The organism is Streptomyces sp. SudanB182_2057 (assembly GCF_964272715.1).
Classification (GTDB): Bacteria; Actinomycetota; Actinomycetes; order Streptomycetales; family Streptomycetaceae; genus Streptomyces; species Streptomyces rubradiris.
On sequence record NZ_OZ186798.1, the window covers coordinates 1,222,367 to 1,240,989 of the forward strand.

Here is an 18,623-nt window from a genome sequence, read left to right on the forward strand (position 1 = left end):
ACGTACGGCAACGGCGGCGGACACCCAGGTGTCCGCCGCCGTTGCCGTCAACTACTGCCGTCAACCGTGCCAGAAGCCCCGTCAGACGAAGCTCTACGCGGCCGAAATTCACTAACGAGAATCAGGTCTCGGCCAAGGATCGAGTCCCGTATCGGAGTGCAGACAGATCAGTGGGCGATTCGCGCAGACTGCCAACTCCAGGGAGTTTTCAAAGGTGGAACCAAGCTCCCAAATCCAACCCATGCCAGCAGCGACCACCCTTCCCCCAGCTTCGACGAACACGCTTGAATAACTGAGCCATTCACCGATGGGGAAATAATCACCACCGAGAACACTCTCCACCTCTGTTGCTAGATCACGCTGTCCTGATCCAGCGGCGATGGGATCGAACGTGTAAGGCTCGTCATTACTGAAGTTCGGGCCGACTCGATTGACCGGCTCGATTGAGAGCCCTCCCATCGCCGCGAGGATTTCCTCTGCCAATGGGTGAGACCGGTACCCTTCACTCTCCAGCGGCTCCACCCATTGACCTGTGTCAACCTTCCTGCCTGAGCTCCATCCGGACGCAACAAGCGTCCCAAGCAAGTTCTCGCTGAGCGAGTCGAAGCGAATCAGGGACATCAGTTGATCTCCAGGTCTTCCAGCAGTCTGCCACAACGGCCGCAGGGGTGAGCCGGTTCACCATGCCCATCCGTATTAGATGTCGGCATGGAGTTATTCCGTGTCCTTACCGTTTGCATGGTTCCACCCCTGATGGCCTCGGGCCCCTCCGCCGCCTGCGCCTGAATTAGACAGTGCACCTCCGCGCACCCTCCATGGTGACCTGTCCGTTCCAGTGCATCCGCCAACGACCCTTCTGCCTGCTGGCCGTGCTTATTGCGGCCGTAGTACTTCGCGCCTGAAGGCGATGTGTACTCGGAGGCAAACTTCACCCCAGGTTCGTTGCGAACACTGTCGGCGTAGTCCCCGAGGTCACAGTTGTGCACCAGGACCGGCGTAGCCCCCGCCAGCACATAGTACGTGTGGGCCCTGTCGACCGTCAGGTTGTAGACCGCTGCTTGCTGGGTCCAGGCCGTGACCGCTTCTATTTTGACCTGGGTGCCCGAGCCGGTGCGGAGCCACTCGCCGGGGCGCAGGTCTCCGGCCTTCAGCCACTTCTTCAGGTCCGGGACCCAGAAGGGGTGGCCCTCGGTGGCCGTGATGGTGTCCGTCGCCCGGCCCCGGTCGCCGTCCGTGTCGATCGTGACCTTGACGAGGTTCTTCGCACCCTCGCCCACGATCGTGTCGGTGACCTTCTCCTTGGAGGTCCTCCCGGTCGTCGGGTCGGTGGCGAGGACCTCGTCGCCCTCCTTCACCTCCTCGATCGGTTTCCGGCTGCCGTCGGCCATCACGACTTCCGTACCGGGTACGAAGCTGTTGCCGCTGGCGAGAGAGGCGACGTCCCGGGCGGTGGAGACGCACTCGCCGATCGACTCGGCCTCGTCGAGGACCTTCTTGCCCTTGTCCGCCGCCTTCGCGATCTGGTCCGCGTACTTCGCCGCCTTCGTCGTCATCCGTCCGGCCTTCGCCGCCCGGACCGCCGCCGCGCCGGCGCCGCCGAGGACGATGCCGCCCACGGTCGCCGCCGCCCAGGCGCAGGACTCCATGTCGCCCGTGGTGACACAGTCCTTGATGTCGTTGAAGCCGGTGACGTCGCCGACGAAGTTGCCGACCGTCTTGACGTCGTCCCAGACCTCGCCCCAGTCGACCGCGTCCGAGACGGTCTCCACGACGCTGCCGACCTGTCTGACGACCTCGTCGCGGATGGCGTCCGCGGCCTTGGCCGCGTCGGCGACCACCTGGACGGCCGCGCCGACGATGATCGCCGGCAGGTTCGGGTCGGCCGTGACGATCGCCTTGCCGACGGCGATCAGCGGCTTGGTGGCCGCGACGATCGCCGGGATCGGATTGTGCCGGGCCGCGAAGGAGGCCGCCTGCCTGGCCTTCTGGGTGACGTAGACCTTGGCCTGGTAGGCGACCCTGATGGCCTGTCTCGCCTTCTCACGGGCCCACTGGGTGACGCCGGTCTTCTGCCCGACCCACTTGACCGTGTTGACCGTGGCGTCGACGACCGTCTTCAGGCCCGACTTGCGGTACACCCAACTGGCGGCCTTGCCGACGTAGTTCAGGGCCCGCTTGAACGCCGCTCGCGGGTTGTTCCACGCCCACTGCACGCCGTGCCAGACGGACTTGGCCGTCTTGACGACGTAATTCTTCCCCTGCCGGATCTTCTTGCCCGTCCAGCTCGCGCCCTGGCGGATCTTCTTGCCCGTCCAGGACACGGCCTTGCTGCACCAGTCGCAGCTCGGCCAGTGGCCGTCCGGGTCCGTGTGGTCCAGCGGGGCGCCGGCGCCGTAGGTGTAGCGGTTGGCCAGGATGGAGGCGCCGGAGGCGTAGAGATAGGAGTCCCGGGAGTCGAAGGTGCCGGTGCCCGGGTCGTACCAGCGGGACTGCATGTTGACCTGGTCGGTGTCCGGGTCGGTCCAGTCACCCTGGTACCCCATGTTGCCGGCCGTACCGCCGGTGCCGGTCGTGCCGAGCACCTGGCCGAACGGGTCGAAGGCGGTGGACTCGTCCAGGGTGGCGGCCGCGCCGTCCGCGGCGGACATGCTGCCGACGACGTCGCCGTGCTTGTCCTCCAGCGTCAGCCGGGCCGGGCCGCCGCCCTCGGCGACCGAGAGGAGTTCGTCCGCCGCGCCACGGCCGTACGTGGCGGTCTGGTCCTTGACCGGGTCGGGTGCGAAGCCCGCGTAGGAGAAGTCCACACCGTTGCGGGACGCGATCCGGTCCAGCGAGTCGTAGGTGTACTCCGTGCCGGACTCGCCCGCCTTCACCAGCCGGTCGAAGGCGTCGAAGGTGAAGTCCTCCTTCAGTCCGGAGCTGGTGCGCGACGCGAGGGTGCCGCGTGCCGTGTAGTCGTAGGTGTAGTCGCCGTCGGACAGCAGCCGGTTGCGCTCGTCGAAGGCGGCGGTCCTGTCGCCGTTCTTCACGCGGTTGCCGCTGTCGTCCCAGCCGTACGCCGTCGTCGTGCCGCCGTCCGTCCAGGAGGTGAGGCGCCCTGCCTGGTCGTAGCCGTAGGTGCTGGTCCCGGCCTTCGCGGTGCCGGCCGTGGTCTTGGACGTCAGCCGGTCGTCGTCGTCATAGCCGTAGTCGGCCGACGCCATCGTCTGCCCGGCGCTGTTCTTGAGTGTGTCGGTGTCGAGGCGGCCCAGGTCGTCGTAGGTGAACCCACGGGACTGGCCCGCGCCGTAGTCGACCTTCTCGAGCGCGCCGGCGCCGTCGTAGGTGTAGGTCTGCCGCACACCGGTGAGCGGGTCGGTCGCCGAGGCCAGCTGCCGGCCGGCGTAGCCGAAGAGCGCGGTTCCGGCCGCGTCGGTGCGGCTGATGAGCCGGCCGTCGCTGTCGTACTCGTACGTGGCGTCGCCGAGCGGGCCGGTCGCCTTCAGCAGCGCGCCCCGGTCGTCGTACTCGTAGGTGTTGTCGCCCTTCGGGGAGGACGCCTTGGTCAGCCGGCCCGCCGCGTCGTACTGGAACTGCCGTTCGGCGGTGGCCGCTTCGGCGCCCGTGCCGGTCTCGCGGACGAGCTGCCCCGCCTTGTCGTAGGCGCGCTCGCGGACCACACCGCCCGGGGCGGTGGCCTTCACGGGCTTGCCGACGGCGTCGTAGGCGGTGGTCCAGGTGCGGGCCCCCGGTGCCGGGTCGCGGTCGGTGGCCGGTTCGATCACCGATTCGGCGAGACCGAGCGAATTGAACGTGTAGACCGTGGAGTTGCCGCGGCCGTCCGTGTAGCGGGTGCGGTTGCCGAGGGCGTCGTAACCGAAGGACGTGGTGATGGACTTGGTGTCGGAGACCGGCTCGGTCTGGCCGGTCAGCCGGTTGAGGGCGTCGTAGGTGTAAGTCGTCGTCCGGTTCAGCGGGTTGGTCGACGCGACCAGGTTGCCCGCCTTGTCGTAGCTGTAGCCGACCTTGCGCAGCAGGTTGCCCGCCGGGTCCAGGTCCTGGTCCTGGACGAGCTGCCCGAGCTGGTCGTAGATCTTCGCCGAGGTGCGGCCCATGCCGTCGGTGCGGCGGACCTCGCGGCCATCGGCGTCGTAGCCGAGCCGGGTGACGATGCCGCCGGGCTCCTCCATCCGGGTCAGCTGGCCGAGGCGGTCGTAGGTGAACCGGCTGTCGGCGCCGCTCGGTGCGATCTGCCGCACCACGTTGCCCGCGTCGTCGTACTCGTTACGGGTGGTGAAGGCGCCGGGCCGGGGCCTGCGTTCGATCCGCGTGGTGGTGACCGGGCGGTCCAGGTCGTCGTAGGTCGTCTCGGCGCGGGCGCCGCCGGGGTCGGTGACCGACAGGATCTCGCCGGTGCGGGTGTAGGTGTACGTCCACTGGCCGCGCTCGTCGCCCGTGCCGACGGGGACGTCCTTCACGGTGAGCCGGTTCTGGCGGTCGTAGCGGAACCGGGTCACACGGCCGAGCGGGTCGGTGCTCTCGGTGACGTTGCCGAGCGCGTCGTAGGTGTGGGTGACGGTCGGGGCGACGGTCTCGGTGGAGCCCGGCGCGGTGTAGGCGGGCGCGGTCTGGGTGACCGGGCGGCCCAGCCGGTCGTAGGCGGTGCGGTTGAGATTCCCGAGGGCGTCGACCGACTCGGTGACCGCGCCGAAGGTGTCGTAACCGGTGAAGGTGGTGGGCCGGTTGGTGGTGGGCGCGGCGCCGCCGGACTCGGTCAGGACGGAGGGCGCGGTGACGGAGACCGGCCGGCCCAGTTCGTCGTAGCCGTACTCGGTCCTGTTGCCCGCCGGGTCCGTCTTGGAGGTGGCGAGCCCGCGCTGGTCGTAGGAGTAGTCGGTGGTACGCGAGTCGGTGCCGTTCTCGACCGTCTCGTGCACGACGTTGCCCGCGTCGTCGTACTGGTAGCGCACCGAGTCACCGCTGACGCTCACCGGCCAGGGCACGTTGGACGGGGAGCCGCTGGAGGCCGTCGTCAGCACGTTGCCGGCGAGGTCGTAGGTGTACGTCGTGCGGCGGGCCAGCCCGCTGGGGTCCATGACCTCGGACTTCACCCGGCCGACCAGGTCGTAGGTGTAGGCGGTGACGAGCGTGCCGTTGGCGGTGGTCTCGGTCAGGACGTTGCCGGCGCCGTCGTAGGTGTCGGATTCCACGAGGATGTCGCGCTTGGTGCCGTCGGGGTCGTGGAAGTCCTTGAGCGTGATCGACTTGACCAGGTCGTCGCCGTAGTACTGGTAGACCAGCGAGCGGCCCATCGAGTCCGTGTGCCGGACGAGCCGGCCGGCCATGTCGTAGGCGTACGACTGCAGGACGGTGTAGTCGTCGTCACCGCCGTCGTCGTCCCAGTCGCGCAGCCGGGTCTCGGCCAGCATGTTGCGCGCGGTGTAGAGGTAGTCGAAGTGGTTGCCGTTCGCGTCCACCGTCGAGGTCTTGTTGCCGAAGACGTCGTAGGTGTACGCGGTCTCGTTGCCCTCCGCGTCGGTGATCAGTTCCGGGCGGCCGTGGTCGTCGAGGCCGAAGGTCATCACGCGGGTGGCGTCACCGCCCAGCAGGTCGCTGATCTCGGTGCGCACCACGTTGCCGTCGGCGTCGTAGTCCGTGGTGGTCCGCTGCTGGTGCCTGCCCGAGGTGACGGCGTTGGTCGCCGGGGGGTCGGTCAGGGTGCGGACCCGGGAGAGCTTGTCATAGGTGAAGGCGGACGTCGTGCCGTCCGGCTGGGCGTCCGTGACGACGGTCTCGGTGAGCTTGCGGCCCAGCGCGTCGTAGGTGTACTTGGTGACGCGGCCGGACGGCTCGGTGACCCAGGCCAGGTCGCCGTTCTTGTAGTACTGGTAGCGGGTGATCTTCCCTCGCGGATCGGCGGTGGTGAGCGGCAGGCCGGTGGGCGTGTTGCCGCCGCCTATGGCCGCCTCGGCGCCGGTCGTGTATGTGTTCCTGGCCGTGCCGCCGTCGGGCGCCGTCTGGGTGAGCAGCGCACCGCTGGTGTTGTACGTGTACTTGGTGAGGTAGCGGTTGTCGGTGGGGCCGGTGGAGCGGCCGTCGCGGGTCTCGGCGGGCTGGTCGGCCCGCAGGTCGAGGTCGCCGGTCGTCGTCGGGTAGGTGGTGTACGAGGTCTGGCAGTCGCCGGCCGCGCGGCAGGTCGTCCGGCTGGTGACGTTGCCCCGGTCGTCGTAGCCGAGGGTGACCTTGTCGCCGTTCTCGCTGGTGATCCCGGTCTGGAAGCCGTTGTCGTCGTAGGTGAAGGAGCGGATGGCGACGCCGTCGACGGGGTAGCGGATGAAGTCCGGTCCGTCGCCGCCCTGGCCGGGCGGAGTCGTGCAGAAGTCGGGGTCGTTCGGGTCGGGCTGGGTGCAGACCTGGCCGGGGTCGGTCGGTGACGGGGACGGGGCGTCGGTGACGGGCTCCCGGGCGCCGAGCGCCATCGGCTCGCCGTAGCGCAGCAGCCGCGACGACAGCCCGTCGTACTCGTAGAAGTACGGGGCGTCCATCGGGTCGCGCACCTCGACGGTGCGGCGCAGGTCCTTGTTGTTACCGAAGACCGCGGGCGTCCCGATCCGCCAGGTGCCGCCGTTGCGGTCGGTGTACTCCCGGACGCGGTCGCGGGCGGTGTCGTACTGGACCTCGGAGGCGGTGCGGCCGCTCGGCAGCGTCGTCTTCGTCAGGACGTCGGCGGTGCGGCTGCCCTCGCGGTAGTGGGCGGTGACGGCCGCCGTGCCCAGCGGGTGGTGGTAGACGGCGACGTCGTCGATGGTGCCCGCGAAGGACTTGGCGGCGGTGGAGCCCCAGCCCGGCCAGGAGGCGGGGGTGGTGGCGTGGGCGGCGCCGATCTGGTTGTGGGTGAGGTTGTTCTGCAGCGGCTGCTTGCCGGTGAGGGTCCCGGAGAGCTTGCCGTCCAGGTAGAGGCTCTGGGTGGAGCCGGACAGCGACAGCACGGCGTGGTGCCACAGGCCGTCGTTGACGTTCTTGGTGATGTCGGTGACCGGCCCGGCCGTGCCGGTCCAGAACTGGCCGCGGAGCTTGCCGTCGGTGCCGACGTACAGCAGGGGGGCTCCGGTGCCGGGGGTGGTGCCCCAGGCCTTGTCCTGGTAGCCGACGAGCGGACCGCCGATGCCGCTGGAGATGGTCTTGAACCACACCTCCACCGCCGCGTCACGGCTCTTCTTCAGCGTGCCGGCGGGCAGGTCGACGCGTGAGGTGTTGCCGTTGAAGGACGCGGCGGTGCCGGGGTCGCCGCCGATCGCGCCGACGGCCTTCAGGGTGACGTTCTGATAGGTGCCGCGGTCCTTGCCGAGGTTGGCCTCGTTGGCGCTGTTCGCCGCGGCGCCCTCCTCCTCGCCCAGGCGCCAGTAGGACTCGGGGCGGGAGTCGAGCACGGTGGTGGCGTAGTGGCTGCCGGTGCCGTAGGTGTACTGGGTGCAGCCGTTCAGCGGGTCGCAGACCTTGTCCAGCAGGTCGCCGGTGTAGCTGTACGTCCAGGTGAGCGGGGCGCCGTCGACCGCGGTGGTCTGGACCCTGGTGACGTGCGCGCCGGTCCAGGTGAAGGTCAGCGAGCGCGCGGTGCGGGTGTTCGTCGCGGTGACGAGCTTGCCGGCGCTGTAGGTGTAGGTGACCGGGTTGGAGTAGGCGTCGGTGATCCTGGCGAGCAGACCGCTCGTGCTGAAGTCGTACGTCGTGCCGGACTTGTCCTGGAGCTTGTAGGTGCCGGCCGTGGAGTCGAAGGTCAGCTTGGCGAAACGCCCGGGCGGCGGGGCGTAGGTGCCGTCCGCGTTCTTGCCGAAGCGGACGTCCTGGCCGTCGGGGTAGCGGATGACGACGTTGCCGCTGCCGTCGTCGTCCGGGGTGAGCCGCATGTCGAAGCGGGTGGTCCAGCCGGCGCCGAAGGCGAGGTCGCGCCTCGGGTCGAGGCTGTTGTACGTGCGGATGAGGGTCAGGTCGGGACCGACGCCGGCAAGGGAGGCGCCGGTGGCGCTCGCGGTGTAGTTGCCGACGTTCGGGTCGTACTCCTTGCCCTGCGCCCGGGAGAGCCGCGAGGTGATCTCGGGCTGCGGAACGGTGGCGACCAGGGCCACCTGCTGGGTGGGGACCTCGTTGGACGCGTCCTTGACGAAGCCGCGCCACAGATAGGTTTTGCCCCACTTCAGCCGGCCGGAGGGCACCGGGTAGGCCGATCCGGTCTGGTAGGCGGAGGTCGTGCAGGCGATCGGTTTGCCGTCCTTGTCCGCCTCGCAGATCTCGAACTTGTACTGGAGCGAGGACCCGGCGGGCGCGTCGATGTCGACGCCGGCCGCCCACAGCTGCGGGGTCAGCGTCTGGGCCTGGTAGCCGTTGGGCGGGAACTGCTCCTTGACCACCGGCGCGATGTCGAAGACCTGGATGGTCAGCCGGCCCGGCGGCACCTGCTCGTCGGTGAAGACCTTGCCGCCCTGGCGCACCATCGTGAAGTCGAGCATGTAGACGCCCGGCGGCAGGGCCTTGATGGTGGCGTCGACCGTCGCCTTGGCGCCGTGGGCCACATTGCCGGTGAGGCCGCCCGCACGCTGCTGCGTGACCAGCTTGCCCTTCTTGTCGTAGGCGCGGTAGGCGAGGTAGTAGGTGGCGGGCGTCCAGGTCTCGGCGCCCTTGTTGGTGACGGCCACCTTGACCCGGCCGGCCTGGTTCTGCAGCACCGGCGGGTCGGGGACGGGCTTGGGGAAGCTGTAGGACGCGTTGTACGGGGAGTGCGTGACGTACAGCTTGGGCGGGTTGGCCGTGCCGGGGCCGGTGAACTTCTTGAACGCGAGCGGGTCGGTGGCCGAGGCGCGCAGGGACAGGCCGTGGTTGGCCTGGGTGCCGTTGACCCAGCGCTGCACCAGGTCCCGGCCGCCCTTGCCGAGGTCGAACAGCTCACCGGCGGTGGGGCAGGCGGACGCCGACTGGCCCAGGCCGATGTGGCCGTAGGCGAAGGACTTCGAGGCGAGGGCGCCGCCGACTGCGGGGCCGGGGTAGGCGGTGGTGGTGCCCGAGGTCCAGGACTCGGTCACGGGGTGGACGGAGACGGAACGGGGCTTGCAGGAGGCCGAGTCGTAGTTCACGACCTGGAGCTGCACCCCGAAGATCTGGTGGTACTTGAGCTCCTCGTCGAGTCCGGGGAAGCCGAGGTAAGCGGCCGTGGCACCGTTCGGTCCCTTGCCGACCTGGAGTTCCTTGGCGCCGGTGACGGAGCCGCCGGCCGTCATGGCGGTGGAGGCGGACGTGGTGTCGATGGAGGGGTCGATGCGGACGGGGTAGGCCCGGGCCGGGTCGGCGAGCCACTCCCGGTCGGCGGTCACCTTCAGTGCCTGGCCGCCGTCCTGCCCTTCGATGAGTTCGTAGGAGACGGCGTGGGAGACGGACCGGGCGGCGTCCTCCATGAAGCCGGCCGGGACGACGGCGCGGGTGCGGCCCTCGGCGTCGGTCAGAAGAATCGATTCGCCACGGGCTTGGGCGGTCAGGCCCTTCAGGTGGAGCGGGAAGACGAAGCTGTTCGGGGCGGTGTCGGACTTCAGGACGAGGGTCTCCTTGGCCCCGCCGGCCTGTGCGTCCAGCCAGAGGTCGGTCCCGGGAAGCACCTGCGCGTAGGCGGCGCGGGTACCGTCCGCGTGTCCCGCCACCGGTGCGGCGCCGCTCAGCCCGTACCCGAAGGACTCGCCGGACGGCAGGGTGACGGAGGCCAGCACCTCGGCGTCGGCCCGGCCCGCGAAGCGGACGGCCACCGAGTCGGCGGTGTTGGCCCAGCCACCGCCGTCGCCGGTCTCGGTGAGGGAACTGTCGATGCCTCGCCAGTCGCCCTGCCGGTCGCGGTAGTTGAGGGCGCTGGTGGAGATCTCGGTGGTACGGGTGCCGTCGCTGTTGGCGAACGTCCGGCTGTGGGCGTCCCGCCGCTCGACGATCTCCTTGCTCGTCCCGCGGTCGAAGCCCTTGACCCGTGCGGGCGGCGGCGTGGTCACCTCGGCCTTGTTCTTCCGCACCACGGGCCGGGCGGCGGATGAGCCCTTCAAGGGGTACTTGGCCCGCAGGGACCGCGGCGCGTCGTCGTTGGTCCTGCCGCCCACGAGGTGACCGAGCCCCTCGGCGCTGCCCCACCGCTGGGCGGGGCCCTTGGCCGGGGCCGGGTCCGCCGGGAAGAGCAGGAGCCCCCCGTCGGCGACGGCGAGCGCTCCCATGGCCATGACCGCCACCATGGCGAGCGCGACGGCTCTGCCCCACCGGCTGCGCAGCATCCTGGCCGGCAGGAATTTGCGCGCGCGTATTCGATACACCGGCACAGTCCCCCCACGGGAAATACAAAGAATTGAGGGGAGCCTGACGGCTCGTCGGCCTCTTTGTCGACCCGTTGCCCAGACCATTCATCTGGGCGTGATCTTTCCGTGACCATCACAACCCGGAGCGAATCCGGCCATCCGTGAAGCGAGTTGTCCAGGAGGGGGCGGATTCCCGGACTTCCCCACGGAATCTTCATGTTCATGGAATCGAAAGCTCCAAGATCATGAAGTTCATCTATCCGCCACCGCAGCGTTTACCAAAAGCTGCCTAATGTCCGTCGGCATGACTCTCGACTCATCGCCTCGAACAACACGCTGGTCCGTCCTGGCGACCGCGATCGCCGCCACGATGCCGCTGCTCGTCGCGGCGCCCGGTACCGCGCACGCCGCCGAGTCCGCGTCCTGCACCACCACGGGCCCCGCCTACGCGCTCGACTCCGCGGGCAAGCTGTTCCGTTACGACATGCCGACACCGCTCGCGGGCGGCAGCCTGAGCACCCCCACGCAGATCGACACGGGCTGGTCCGGATACGGCCGCATGCTGGCCGGGCCGTCGGCGCAGTTCTACGGCATCAAGTCCGACGGGCTCTATCTCAGCCACCGGATCAGCTCCACCGCCACCTGGGACATCCACCACAAGAAGATCAGCGACAACTTCGGCTGGCTGACCAAGGCCGAGGACCGCAACCAGGTGACCATCGACCGCGGTGGCTGGATATGGGTGCTCGACAACGCCGGGGCACTGCGCGCGTACAAGTACGACGTGGCGGACGGCGCCTGGGTCGCCGGCAGCGGCAAGATCCTCGACCAGGACTGGGACCGCTACAACCTGATCGTCGCGGCGGACGCCGGCGTGCTCTACGGGCGCTCGGCCACCGACGGCAAGCTCTACCGCTCCCGCTACGACTTCGCCAGCCAGCGCTGGATCGAGCGCCATGTCGTGGAGAGCCTCGCGGACTGGAACCTGTACACCAAGGGCATCACGTCGATCGGCGGGGACACCCTGCTCGGCGTCAACGCCGCCGGCCAGGCCCACTACTACCGGTTCGACGAGAACATCCGCGACTTCCCCGTCTACAAGACCACCGCCGGCACCGCCGGCTGGGACGACTACACCAATGTCGCGGGCGCCCCGGACGCCTGCCGGATCCTCAACAACCATACCCCTGCGGCGATCTCGGTGCCATTGGAGTCGTACACCCCCAACACCGTGATGCAGGGCCCCGACGGCAAACTGCAGTTCGTCTACACCGACAACGTCGGACGCCTGATGCATGCCCGCGTCGATCCGGTCGACATCCACGGCGCCCAGTGGTCGGTGATCTCCGGCCAGGAGGCCTTCGCCGGAACTCCGTCGCTCTCCACACACACCGACGGCCGTGTCGTCGTCACCGCCCACAACATCTCCGGCAGGGTCTGGCAGCGCAACCAGTCCGCCCAGGGCGCAGTCGACTGGAGCGACTGGATAGACCTGGGCGGCGCCATGGCCCAGCACCCCGTCACCGGCAAGACGCCGAGCGGGCTGATGACGCAGTTCGCCCTCGACGCCAACGGCACGCCCTGGTACCGCGTCCAGCAGCGCGCCAACGTCGACTTCATGGGCTGGATGCGGCTCTCCGGCACCGGCTTCACCGGCTCCCTCCGCGCCGTCACCATGCGCGACGGCATCCAGCTCTTCGCCCAGAACGGCTCCGGAACGCTGAGCACCGCCCTCTTCAAGGAGGACGGCACCCTCTCCGCGTGGACCTCCCTCGGCAGCCCGGCGGTCACGGGCGCCCCGTCCGTCGTCGTCTACCCCGGCTACCGCATCCGCCTCTTCGCCACCGACACCAACGGCAACGTGATCACCTCCGGCCAATCCGTCGCAGGCGGCGCCTACGGCACGTGGGACACCATCCCCGGCATGACCGCGCAGGGGTCCCCCAGCGCGGTGCTCTCCCCGCTGACCGGTCTCACCGAGATCGTCGTCCGGGGCACCGACAACCTCGTGTACAACACCGGTGAGATCACTCAGGGCAGCCCCGAGTGGCGCACCTGGACGGCGAGGACCCACCAGGACGACGCGGCGGCCACCGAGCCGACCGCCTACTCCTACACCGTCTCCGACCGTGTGGCCTGGGCCTTCACCTTCCGCACCGCCGACAACCGGACTCTTATGTTCGCGGTCGACGGGACCTCTTCGCTCAGCGCGATGCGCGCCGCCGCCGACGCGCCGGACTTCCGGGGCTACGAGCTGCCCGCCCCGCCGGCCGAGTGATCACGCCGCAGAAGCCGTAGCGAAGGCTCCGGCGGCCCGTCGGCCGCCCCTCCTCCGCAGCCGCCCGCTCCGCCCCGCTTTCCTTCCGTCCCGTCGGCACGGGGACGGGGCGGACCGGGCGGCGGTCTGTTCACGGCCGGGGCCCGCCACGGGCCCGCACCGCTCCAGAAAGGTCCGCGCCGCCGTGTCCCGCTCACGCATACGCGTCCTCATACCCCTGCTCCTGCTCCTCCTCGGAGCGCTCGCGCCGCCCGCCGTCGCCGGCGGCACACAGCCGTCGGCCGACGGCCTCATCGGCACCGAACAGATCCTCTTCCGCTCCGGGACCGCCGGATACGGATGTTTCCGCATACCCACGATCGTCCGCACGAAGACGGGCACGCTGCTCGCCTTCGCGGAGGCCCGGCGCTCGCCCTCCTGCGCCGACCGGGGCGCCATCGACATCGTCGTCCGCCGCTCCACCAACGGCGGCCGCACCTGGGGCCCCGTCCGCGTGGCGCTCACCGGCAGCGACACCGACCCGGAGACTCCTTACACGCGCGGCAATCCCTCTCCCGTCGCCGACCTGCGCACCGGCGTCGTCCACCTGCTCTCCACGGCGGAACCGGCCGAGCCGGGCGGCAAACGGCTGCCCTACGTCCAGCGCAGCACGGACGACGGGCTGACCTTCGGCGCCCCGAAGCCCCTGCCGCGACTGGTGAACCCGCGGGACGGCTGGTTCGGCACCGGCCCCGCGCACGGCATCCAGCTCAGGCACGGCGACAAGGCGGGGCGGCTGGTGGTGGGGGCGTACGAGTCCCAGCCCCGGTCGGGCAGGGACGGCGAGTACGTCGGTGTACTCTACAGCGACGACGGCGAGGAGTGGTTCGCGAGCGCCACGCCCGACTCCTCCGGGCCCGGAATCGCGCCGGGCGAACCCACCGTCGCCGAACTCGACAACGGCCATGTGTACATCAACGCCCGCAACAACAACGGCACGTCGTCCGGGCACCGTACGCATGCCGTCAGCACCGACGCCGGCGCGAGCGTGCCCGTGCAGCAGGTCGTCCCCTCGCTGACCGCGCCCGAGGCGCAGGCGTCGGTCCTGGCGCTGGAGCGGACCTATCAGGCCACTCCCGGAGACACGCTCGTCCTCTCGGCGCCCTCGCACCCGACGGACCGGCAGAACATGCGGATCCGCTACTCCACGGACCGCGGCACCACCTGGCAGGACGCCGCGCAGGTCAACGCCAAGCGGGCCGGCTACTCGGACCTCGTCGAGCTGACCGACGGCGAGATCGGCCTGGTCTACGAGGGCGGTGACGGCTTCTCCGCGGCCAACATCTACTTCAACCGCTTCACCCCGGCGGCGGCCGGCGTGCCGGGCACCTTCACCGGCGCGGTCCACCCGCAGCCGTCCCGGGCGGCGGGCCGCACCACCCCGGACACCACCTCGGACGCCAACGACGCCTATCTCGCGGGGGGTTCCGCGCTCGGCGCGGGCCGCTGGGAGCAGGGTCTGGCTCTCGACGGCGCGGGTGAGTACGCCGACGTGCCGTACGCGCCGGGAATCGACCCGGGCGACGGCGACTTCACCTACTCGATGTTCTTCAAGTACAGGGCGCAGCCCGGCGACACCCAGCAGCGGGTGCTGATGTGGGCCTACGGGTACGGCGCGACGAAGCCGCAGGTGTGGGTGCGCGCCCAGCCCGGCCTGAACCGGCTGTACGCGTGGGTGCAGGGCACCGGCGGCGGCGCCTCCGTCGCGCTGACCGGCTCCGGCACCCCGGCCGCCTTCGGCGACGACGCCTGGCACCATCTGACGCTGGTGCGCGACGGCGACCGGATCACGCTCTCGGTGGACGGCACGTCCTCGGCGCAGGCCACCGGCGTGGCCGGGTCGGTGAGCGCCGACCGCGCCGACGGGGTCGACGGGATCCGGCTCGGGGCCAAGCCCGACAGCACGGCCGGTGACCCCTTCGGCGGCGGCCTGGACGAGTTCCGGGTGTACCGCGGCGCGCTGACCGATGCCCAGCTCGCGGAGTTGCGCACGGCGAACTCGGCCCCTGCCGCGGAGGGCCTGCTCGGTGCGCGGCTTCCGTTCCAGGTGATCGACACGGCCGATGTGCCGGCACTGACCTCGGTCGGGATCGAGGACGACGTCTCGGGGCACTGCGCCGACGGCACCCTCCTCGGCGGGCCGCCCGGTGAGGTGGCCGGCCGGGTCGGCAAAGGCGCGATCTCCGTCTCGGCGTCCCGGCCCGGGGTCGAGGTGCCCTATCTGCCGGCCCTCGACGTGGGCGCCGGCGACTTCACCTACACCCTGTGGTTCCGGCACACCCTGACCGAGACCGACCCGAACGCCGCGCTGCTGTGGGCCTACGGCTCGGTCTCCGGTGAACCCTCGCTGTGGGTGCGCGCGCAGCCGTCCGAGCGGCGGCTGCTCGCGTGGGCGGAGACACCCGCGGGGGCGCGGCAGGTGGCGCTGAGCGACCCCGGCCCGTCGGCCGCCTTCGGGGACGGCGCCTGGCACCTGCTCGCGGTCAGCCGGAGCGGTGGCACGCTGCGGCTGAGCGTGGACGGAACGACGGCCGCCGAGGCGACCGGGCTGTCCGGTGCCCTCACCTCGACGGCGACACCGGAGGGGCTGCGGGTCGGCTCCAAGCCGGGCAACTTCATCCCGTTCACCGGCTCCCTTGACGAAGTCCGGCTGTACAAGCGGGCGTTGACGACGGACGAGCTGACGAGGGCCGCGCAGTCCGTCGTCGGTTCCACGGGCGGCTACCCGGCCGACCGGTCCGCCCTGTCATGGACCATGGAGAACGGCCACACCGAGGCTCACCTGGTGGCCCGGCCGGCCGCGGGCCCGGCGACTCCCGACTCCTCGGCACACTGCAACCACGCCTTCGTACGCGGCGGGGCCCGGCCCGTGGCCTCCGCGGGCGGTGGCCGGTTCGGCGCCGGACTGGCCCTGGACGGCACGGACGACTCCGTCGAGCTGCCGTACGGCGCGGACGAGGCCCTCGGTTCCCGTGACTTCACCGTGGCGACCTGGGTGCGCTACACGGCCGGTCAGTCCGGCGCCAACCAGGTCGTCTTCTGGGCCTACGGGATCGGCGGCGCGGAACGGCAGCTGTGGCTGCGGGCCCAGCCCGGCCAGGACCGGCTCACCGCCCTGCTGCAGACGGAGACGGCCACCACCCTCGTCCATGCCACCGATCCGAGCGCGGCCTACGCCTTCGGCGACGGCGCCTGGCACCACGTGGTACTCCAGCGCGCGGGCGGAAAGCTGAGCCTGTCGGTGGACGGCGGACCGCCCGGCGAGGCCGCGGCCCCGGCCGGCTCGGTGACGTACGACGACGGCTTCGCCGTGCTCGGCCTTCATCTGGGGACCAGCCCGGACGGCTACGACCGGTTCAAGGGCTCGCTGGACGAGTTCCGCCTGGTGCGGCGCGCACTGACGGAGCCGGAGCTGACCGCCCTGCGCACGTCCAACGCCGACACCGGGACGGCCACCACCGCCCGTCTCCCCTTCGAGACGCTGTCACCCCAGCCGTACGCCCGGATGTGAGCGGGGCCGCCTGCCGTTCGCGGGGGTGGGCGGCGGCTCGCGTCTCGTCCTCGGTCTACCCCTGCGATTCCTCCAGCAGTCTCAGGGCCCGCTCCTTCAGGCGGGCGTCGGCCCGGGTGGCGTCGCCCGCGTCGTAGGGGGGCCGCGGGTCGTACTCGATGGCGAGCTGGGCCGCCTTCGCGGTGTCGGTGCCGGCGAGCAGGGACGCCAGGTACAGGGCCATGTCGATGCCCGCCGACACCCCGGCCGCGGTGATGATCTTCCCGGAGTGTACGTAGCGGCGGGGCAGGTAGGTGACGTCGAACGTGGACTCCAGGTACTCGGCGGAGGCCCAGTAGGTCGTCGCCCGCCGCCCGTCCAGCAGTCCCGCGGCGGCCAGGACGAGGCTTCCGGTGCACACCGAGGTCGTCCACCGGGTGTGCCGGTGGATCCGGCGGATCCAGTCCAGCAGGGCCGGGTTGTTCATCGCCGCCACGGTGCCGCGGTTGCCCGCCCCCGGGACGAGCAGGACATCGAGGCGGTCCACCTCGTCGAGGGAGCGCTCGGCGACCAGGGCCACGTCCCCGGTGTCCGTGCGGACCGCGCCGCGCCGCTCGGCGATCATGGTCACGGTGGCGCCGGGCAGCCGGGACAGGACCTCCGCGGGGCCGGTGGGGTCCAGCAGGCTGAAGCCGTCGTAGAGGAGGATGCCGATCCGCGGGCCGTCGCCGGCCGGCGGCGCGGCGTGGGCCGGTCCGGCCGGGGCCGTCGTCGTGGCCGCGAGGGCGGCGGTGGCCACAGTGCCGCGCAGGACGTTCCTACGGGTCGTCGAGTGCCGCGTGCTGTGCGCTGTGCGCGTGCTGTCGGTCATGTCCCGGAGTCTGCCGCCCGGGCACGGCGAGGGGCGGCGGCATGTCCGGCATCCTGCGCATCGTGTCCCCCGTGACCCCGTAGTGGTCGAGGAACGCCTGCCGCAGGGTCTGTGCCGACCCGAACCCGCAGCGGCGGGCGATGGCCGCGAGCGGAAGCCCGCTGGACCGCGCGAGTTGCGCCGCCGCCTCGATGCGGGCCACGCGCACCGCCCGGGCCGGGGTGGTACCGAGGTGGGCGGTGAACAGGCGGGTCAGATGGCGGGTGCTGATCCCCGCCCGGCGGGCCAGGGCGGCGGGCGCGAGGTCCTCGGACAGATGGCCGGAGACATAGCCCATCAGGTCCCGGACCAGCCGGTCCTGGGGTGGCGGGGCGGCCAGGAACACCGATATCTGCGCCTGGTCGGCGGCGCGGTGCAGCGGGGTGACGAGTTCCCGGGCGACGGCGCGGGCCAGCGTCGGCCCGTGGTCGTCCTCGATCAGCGACAGGGTCAGGTCGAGCGCGCTGGTGACGCCGGCCGAGGTGTAGACGTTGCCGTCGCGGATGCACAGGGGGCTCACGTCCACGGCCACGGCGGGGTGCCGTTCGGCGAGCCGTTCGCCCCAGCCCCAGTGCGTCGTCACCCGTCTGTGGTCCAGCAGGCCGGCCGCGGCCAGCACATAGGCGCCGGTGCAGACGGACGCCACCCGCCGGCTGCGGGCGGCCAGCCGGCGCACCTGGCGCAGGAGCGGTTCGTCCGCCGCCGCGTCCTCGCAGCCGACGCCGCCCACGACGATCAGTGTGTCCAGCGGGCCCGTCACCGTCTTCAGGTCCTGCCCGGCGCCCACCAGGATCCCCGCCGAGCTGCGGGCGGCCCGGCGGCCGAGGGTGGCCAGCTCGATGGCGTACGGCGGCGCCGCGCCGTAGCGGTTGGCGATGTCCAAGGCACTGCTGGGACAGGCGATGTCGAGGATCTGCGCGTTGTCATAGGCCACGATGAGAACGCGCCGCTGACCGTCCATGTCTCCGTACCCCCTCTTCGGGTCCCACCCCATCACAGCGGCGGGGCCGCCGGTACGGAACGGCCCGGAAGCGAGGACTCGCTAGCGACGGGGGTCCCGGGCGAGCCAGGGGGTCAGGAGGGAGAACGGGACCGGTTCCTTGTACGTCTCGTCGCCGGGCAGCGGGACGACGAGCCACTGGCCGGGCGGGAACAGCCGGCCCTTGGTGAAGGCCAGTCCGCCGTAGACGGAGCGGAGGAAGGCGGGGACGGTGTCGCGGGGGACGTCGTGGAACTCCACGCCCTCGACGGTGATCTTCGCGTCGTCCTCGGGGAAGAGACGGACGCTCACCGACGGCGGGCCCGCGAGCTCCACGAACGCCTCGTGCGGCAGCGAGCCGTCGGGGTCGGTGGCGGTGAACAGCGGGGCCGAGGTGCGGCGTGACGTGCGGTCCGCCCCGATGTCGTCGGTGACCGACAGCGACAGCCGGAACTCCTCCGCCAGCGCGCGTATCGCGGTGACCGCTGCCTCGGTGGTCGGCAGGTGTGCGTGCTCCATGGCCCCGATCATGCCCGACTGGAGGGCCGCCGGGCGGCGGCGGTGCGCGGCTACCATCCGTACACGGTTTCCGGGCCAGGTCCCGGATGGTGTGTGGTGTCGAGGAGTTGGGG

At 70.8% G+C, this 18,623-nt stretch carries 7 protein-coding genes; 2 read left to right on the forward strand and 5 right to left on the reverse strand.

Annotation, left to right across the window (positions count from 1 at the left end; genetic code table 11):
* Positions 1-111 precede the first annotated feature (111 nt).
* Together ACSURM_RS05025 and ACSURM_RS05030 are read right to left on the reverse strand one after the other, a co-directional pair.
* Positions 112-621 (reverse strand): SUKH-3 domain-containing protein, encoded by a 510-nt coding sequence (locus ACSURM_RS05025; RefSeq protein WP_436953735.1) that lies wholly within the window; start codon positions 619-621, stop codon positions 112-114.
* Positions 621-10,274, reverse strand: a complete 9,654-nt coding sequence (locus ACSURM_RS05030; RefSeq protein ID WP_436953736.1) for a polymorphic toxin-type HINT domain-containing protein — start codon at positions 10,272-10,274, stop codon at positions 621-623. Before ACSURM_RS05030 ends, ACSURM_RS05025 begins: the two co-directional genes overlap by 1 nt.
* Positions 10,275-10,599: 325 nt before the next feature.
* On the opposite strand from ACSURM_RS05030, the gene ACSURM_RS05035 reads away from it, so the two are divergent.
* The gene (locus ACSURM_RS05035; protein ID WP_436953737.1) at positions 10,600-12,573 is read left to right on the forward strand and encodes a tachylectin-related carbohydrate-binding protein; all 1,974 of its coding nucleotides are present in this window, start codon (positions 10,600-10,602) and stop codon (positions 12,571-12,573) included.
* A gap of 184 nt (positions 12,574-12,757) precedes the next feature.
* Entirely contained in the window at positions 12,758-16,123 is a 3,366-nt protein-coding gene (locus tag ACSURM_RS05040) for a LamG-like jellyroll fold domain-containing protein (RefSeq protein ID WP_436953738.1), read from the forward strand.
* Positions 16,124-16,178: 55 nt separating this feature from the next.
* On the opposite strand, the gene ACSURM_RS05045 is transcribed toward ACSURM_RS05040, so the two are convergent.
* From ACSURM_RS05045 to ACSURM_RS05055, 3 genes are all read right to left on the reverse strand, one after another.
* The gene (locus ACSURM_RS05045) at positions 16,179-16,973 is read right to left on the reverse strand and encodes a DJ-1/PfpI family protein (RefSeq protein ID WP_436953739.1); all 795 of its coding nucleotides are present in this window, start codon (positions 16,971-16,973) and stop codon (positions 16,179-16,181) included.
* Positions 16,921-17,973: a GlxA family transcriptional regulator gene (locus tag ACSURM_RS05050; protein WP_436953740.1), complete on the reverse strand. Its 1,053-nt coding sequence runs from the start codon at positions 17,971-17,973 to the stop codon at positions 16,921-16,923. The genes ACSURM_RS05045 and ACSURM_RS05050 overlap by 53 nt, the downstream gene beginning before the upstream one ends.
* A gap of 81 nt (positions 17,974-18,054) precedes the next feature.
* Positions 18,055-18,510 (reverse strand): hypothetical protein, encoded by a 456-nt coding sequence (locus ACSURM_RS05055; protein WP_436953741.1) that lies wholly within the window; start codon positions 18,508-18,510, stop codon positions 18,055-18,057.
* Positions 18,511-18,623 lie beyond the last annotated feature (113 nt).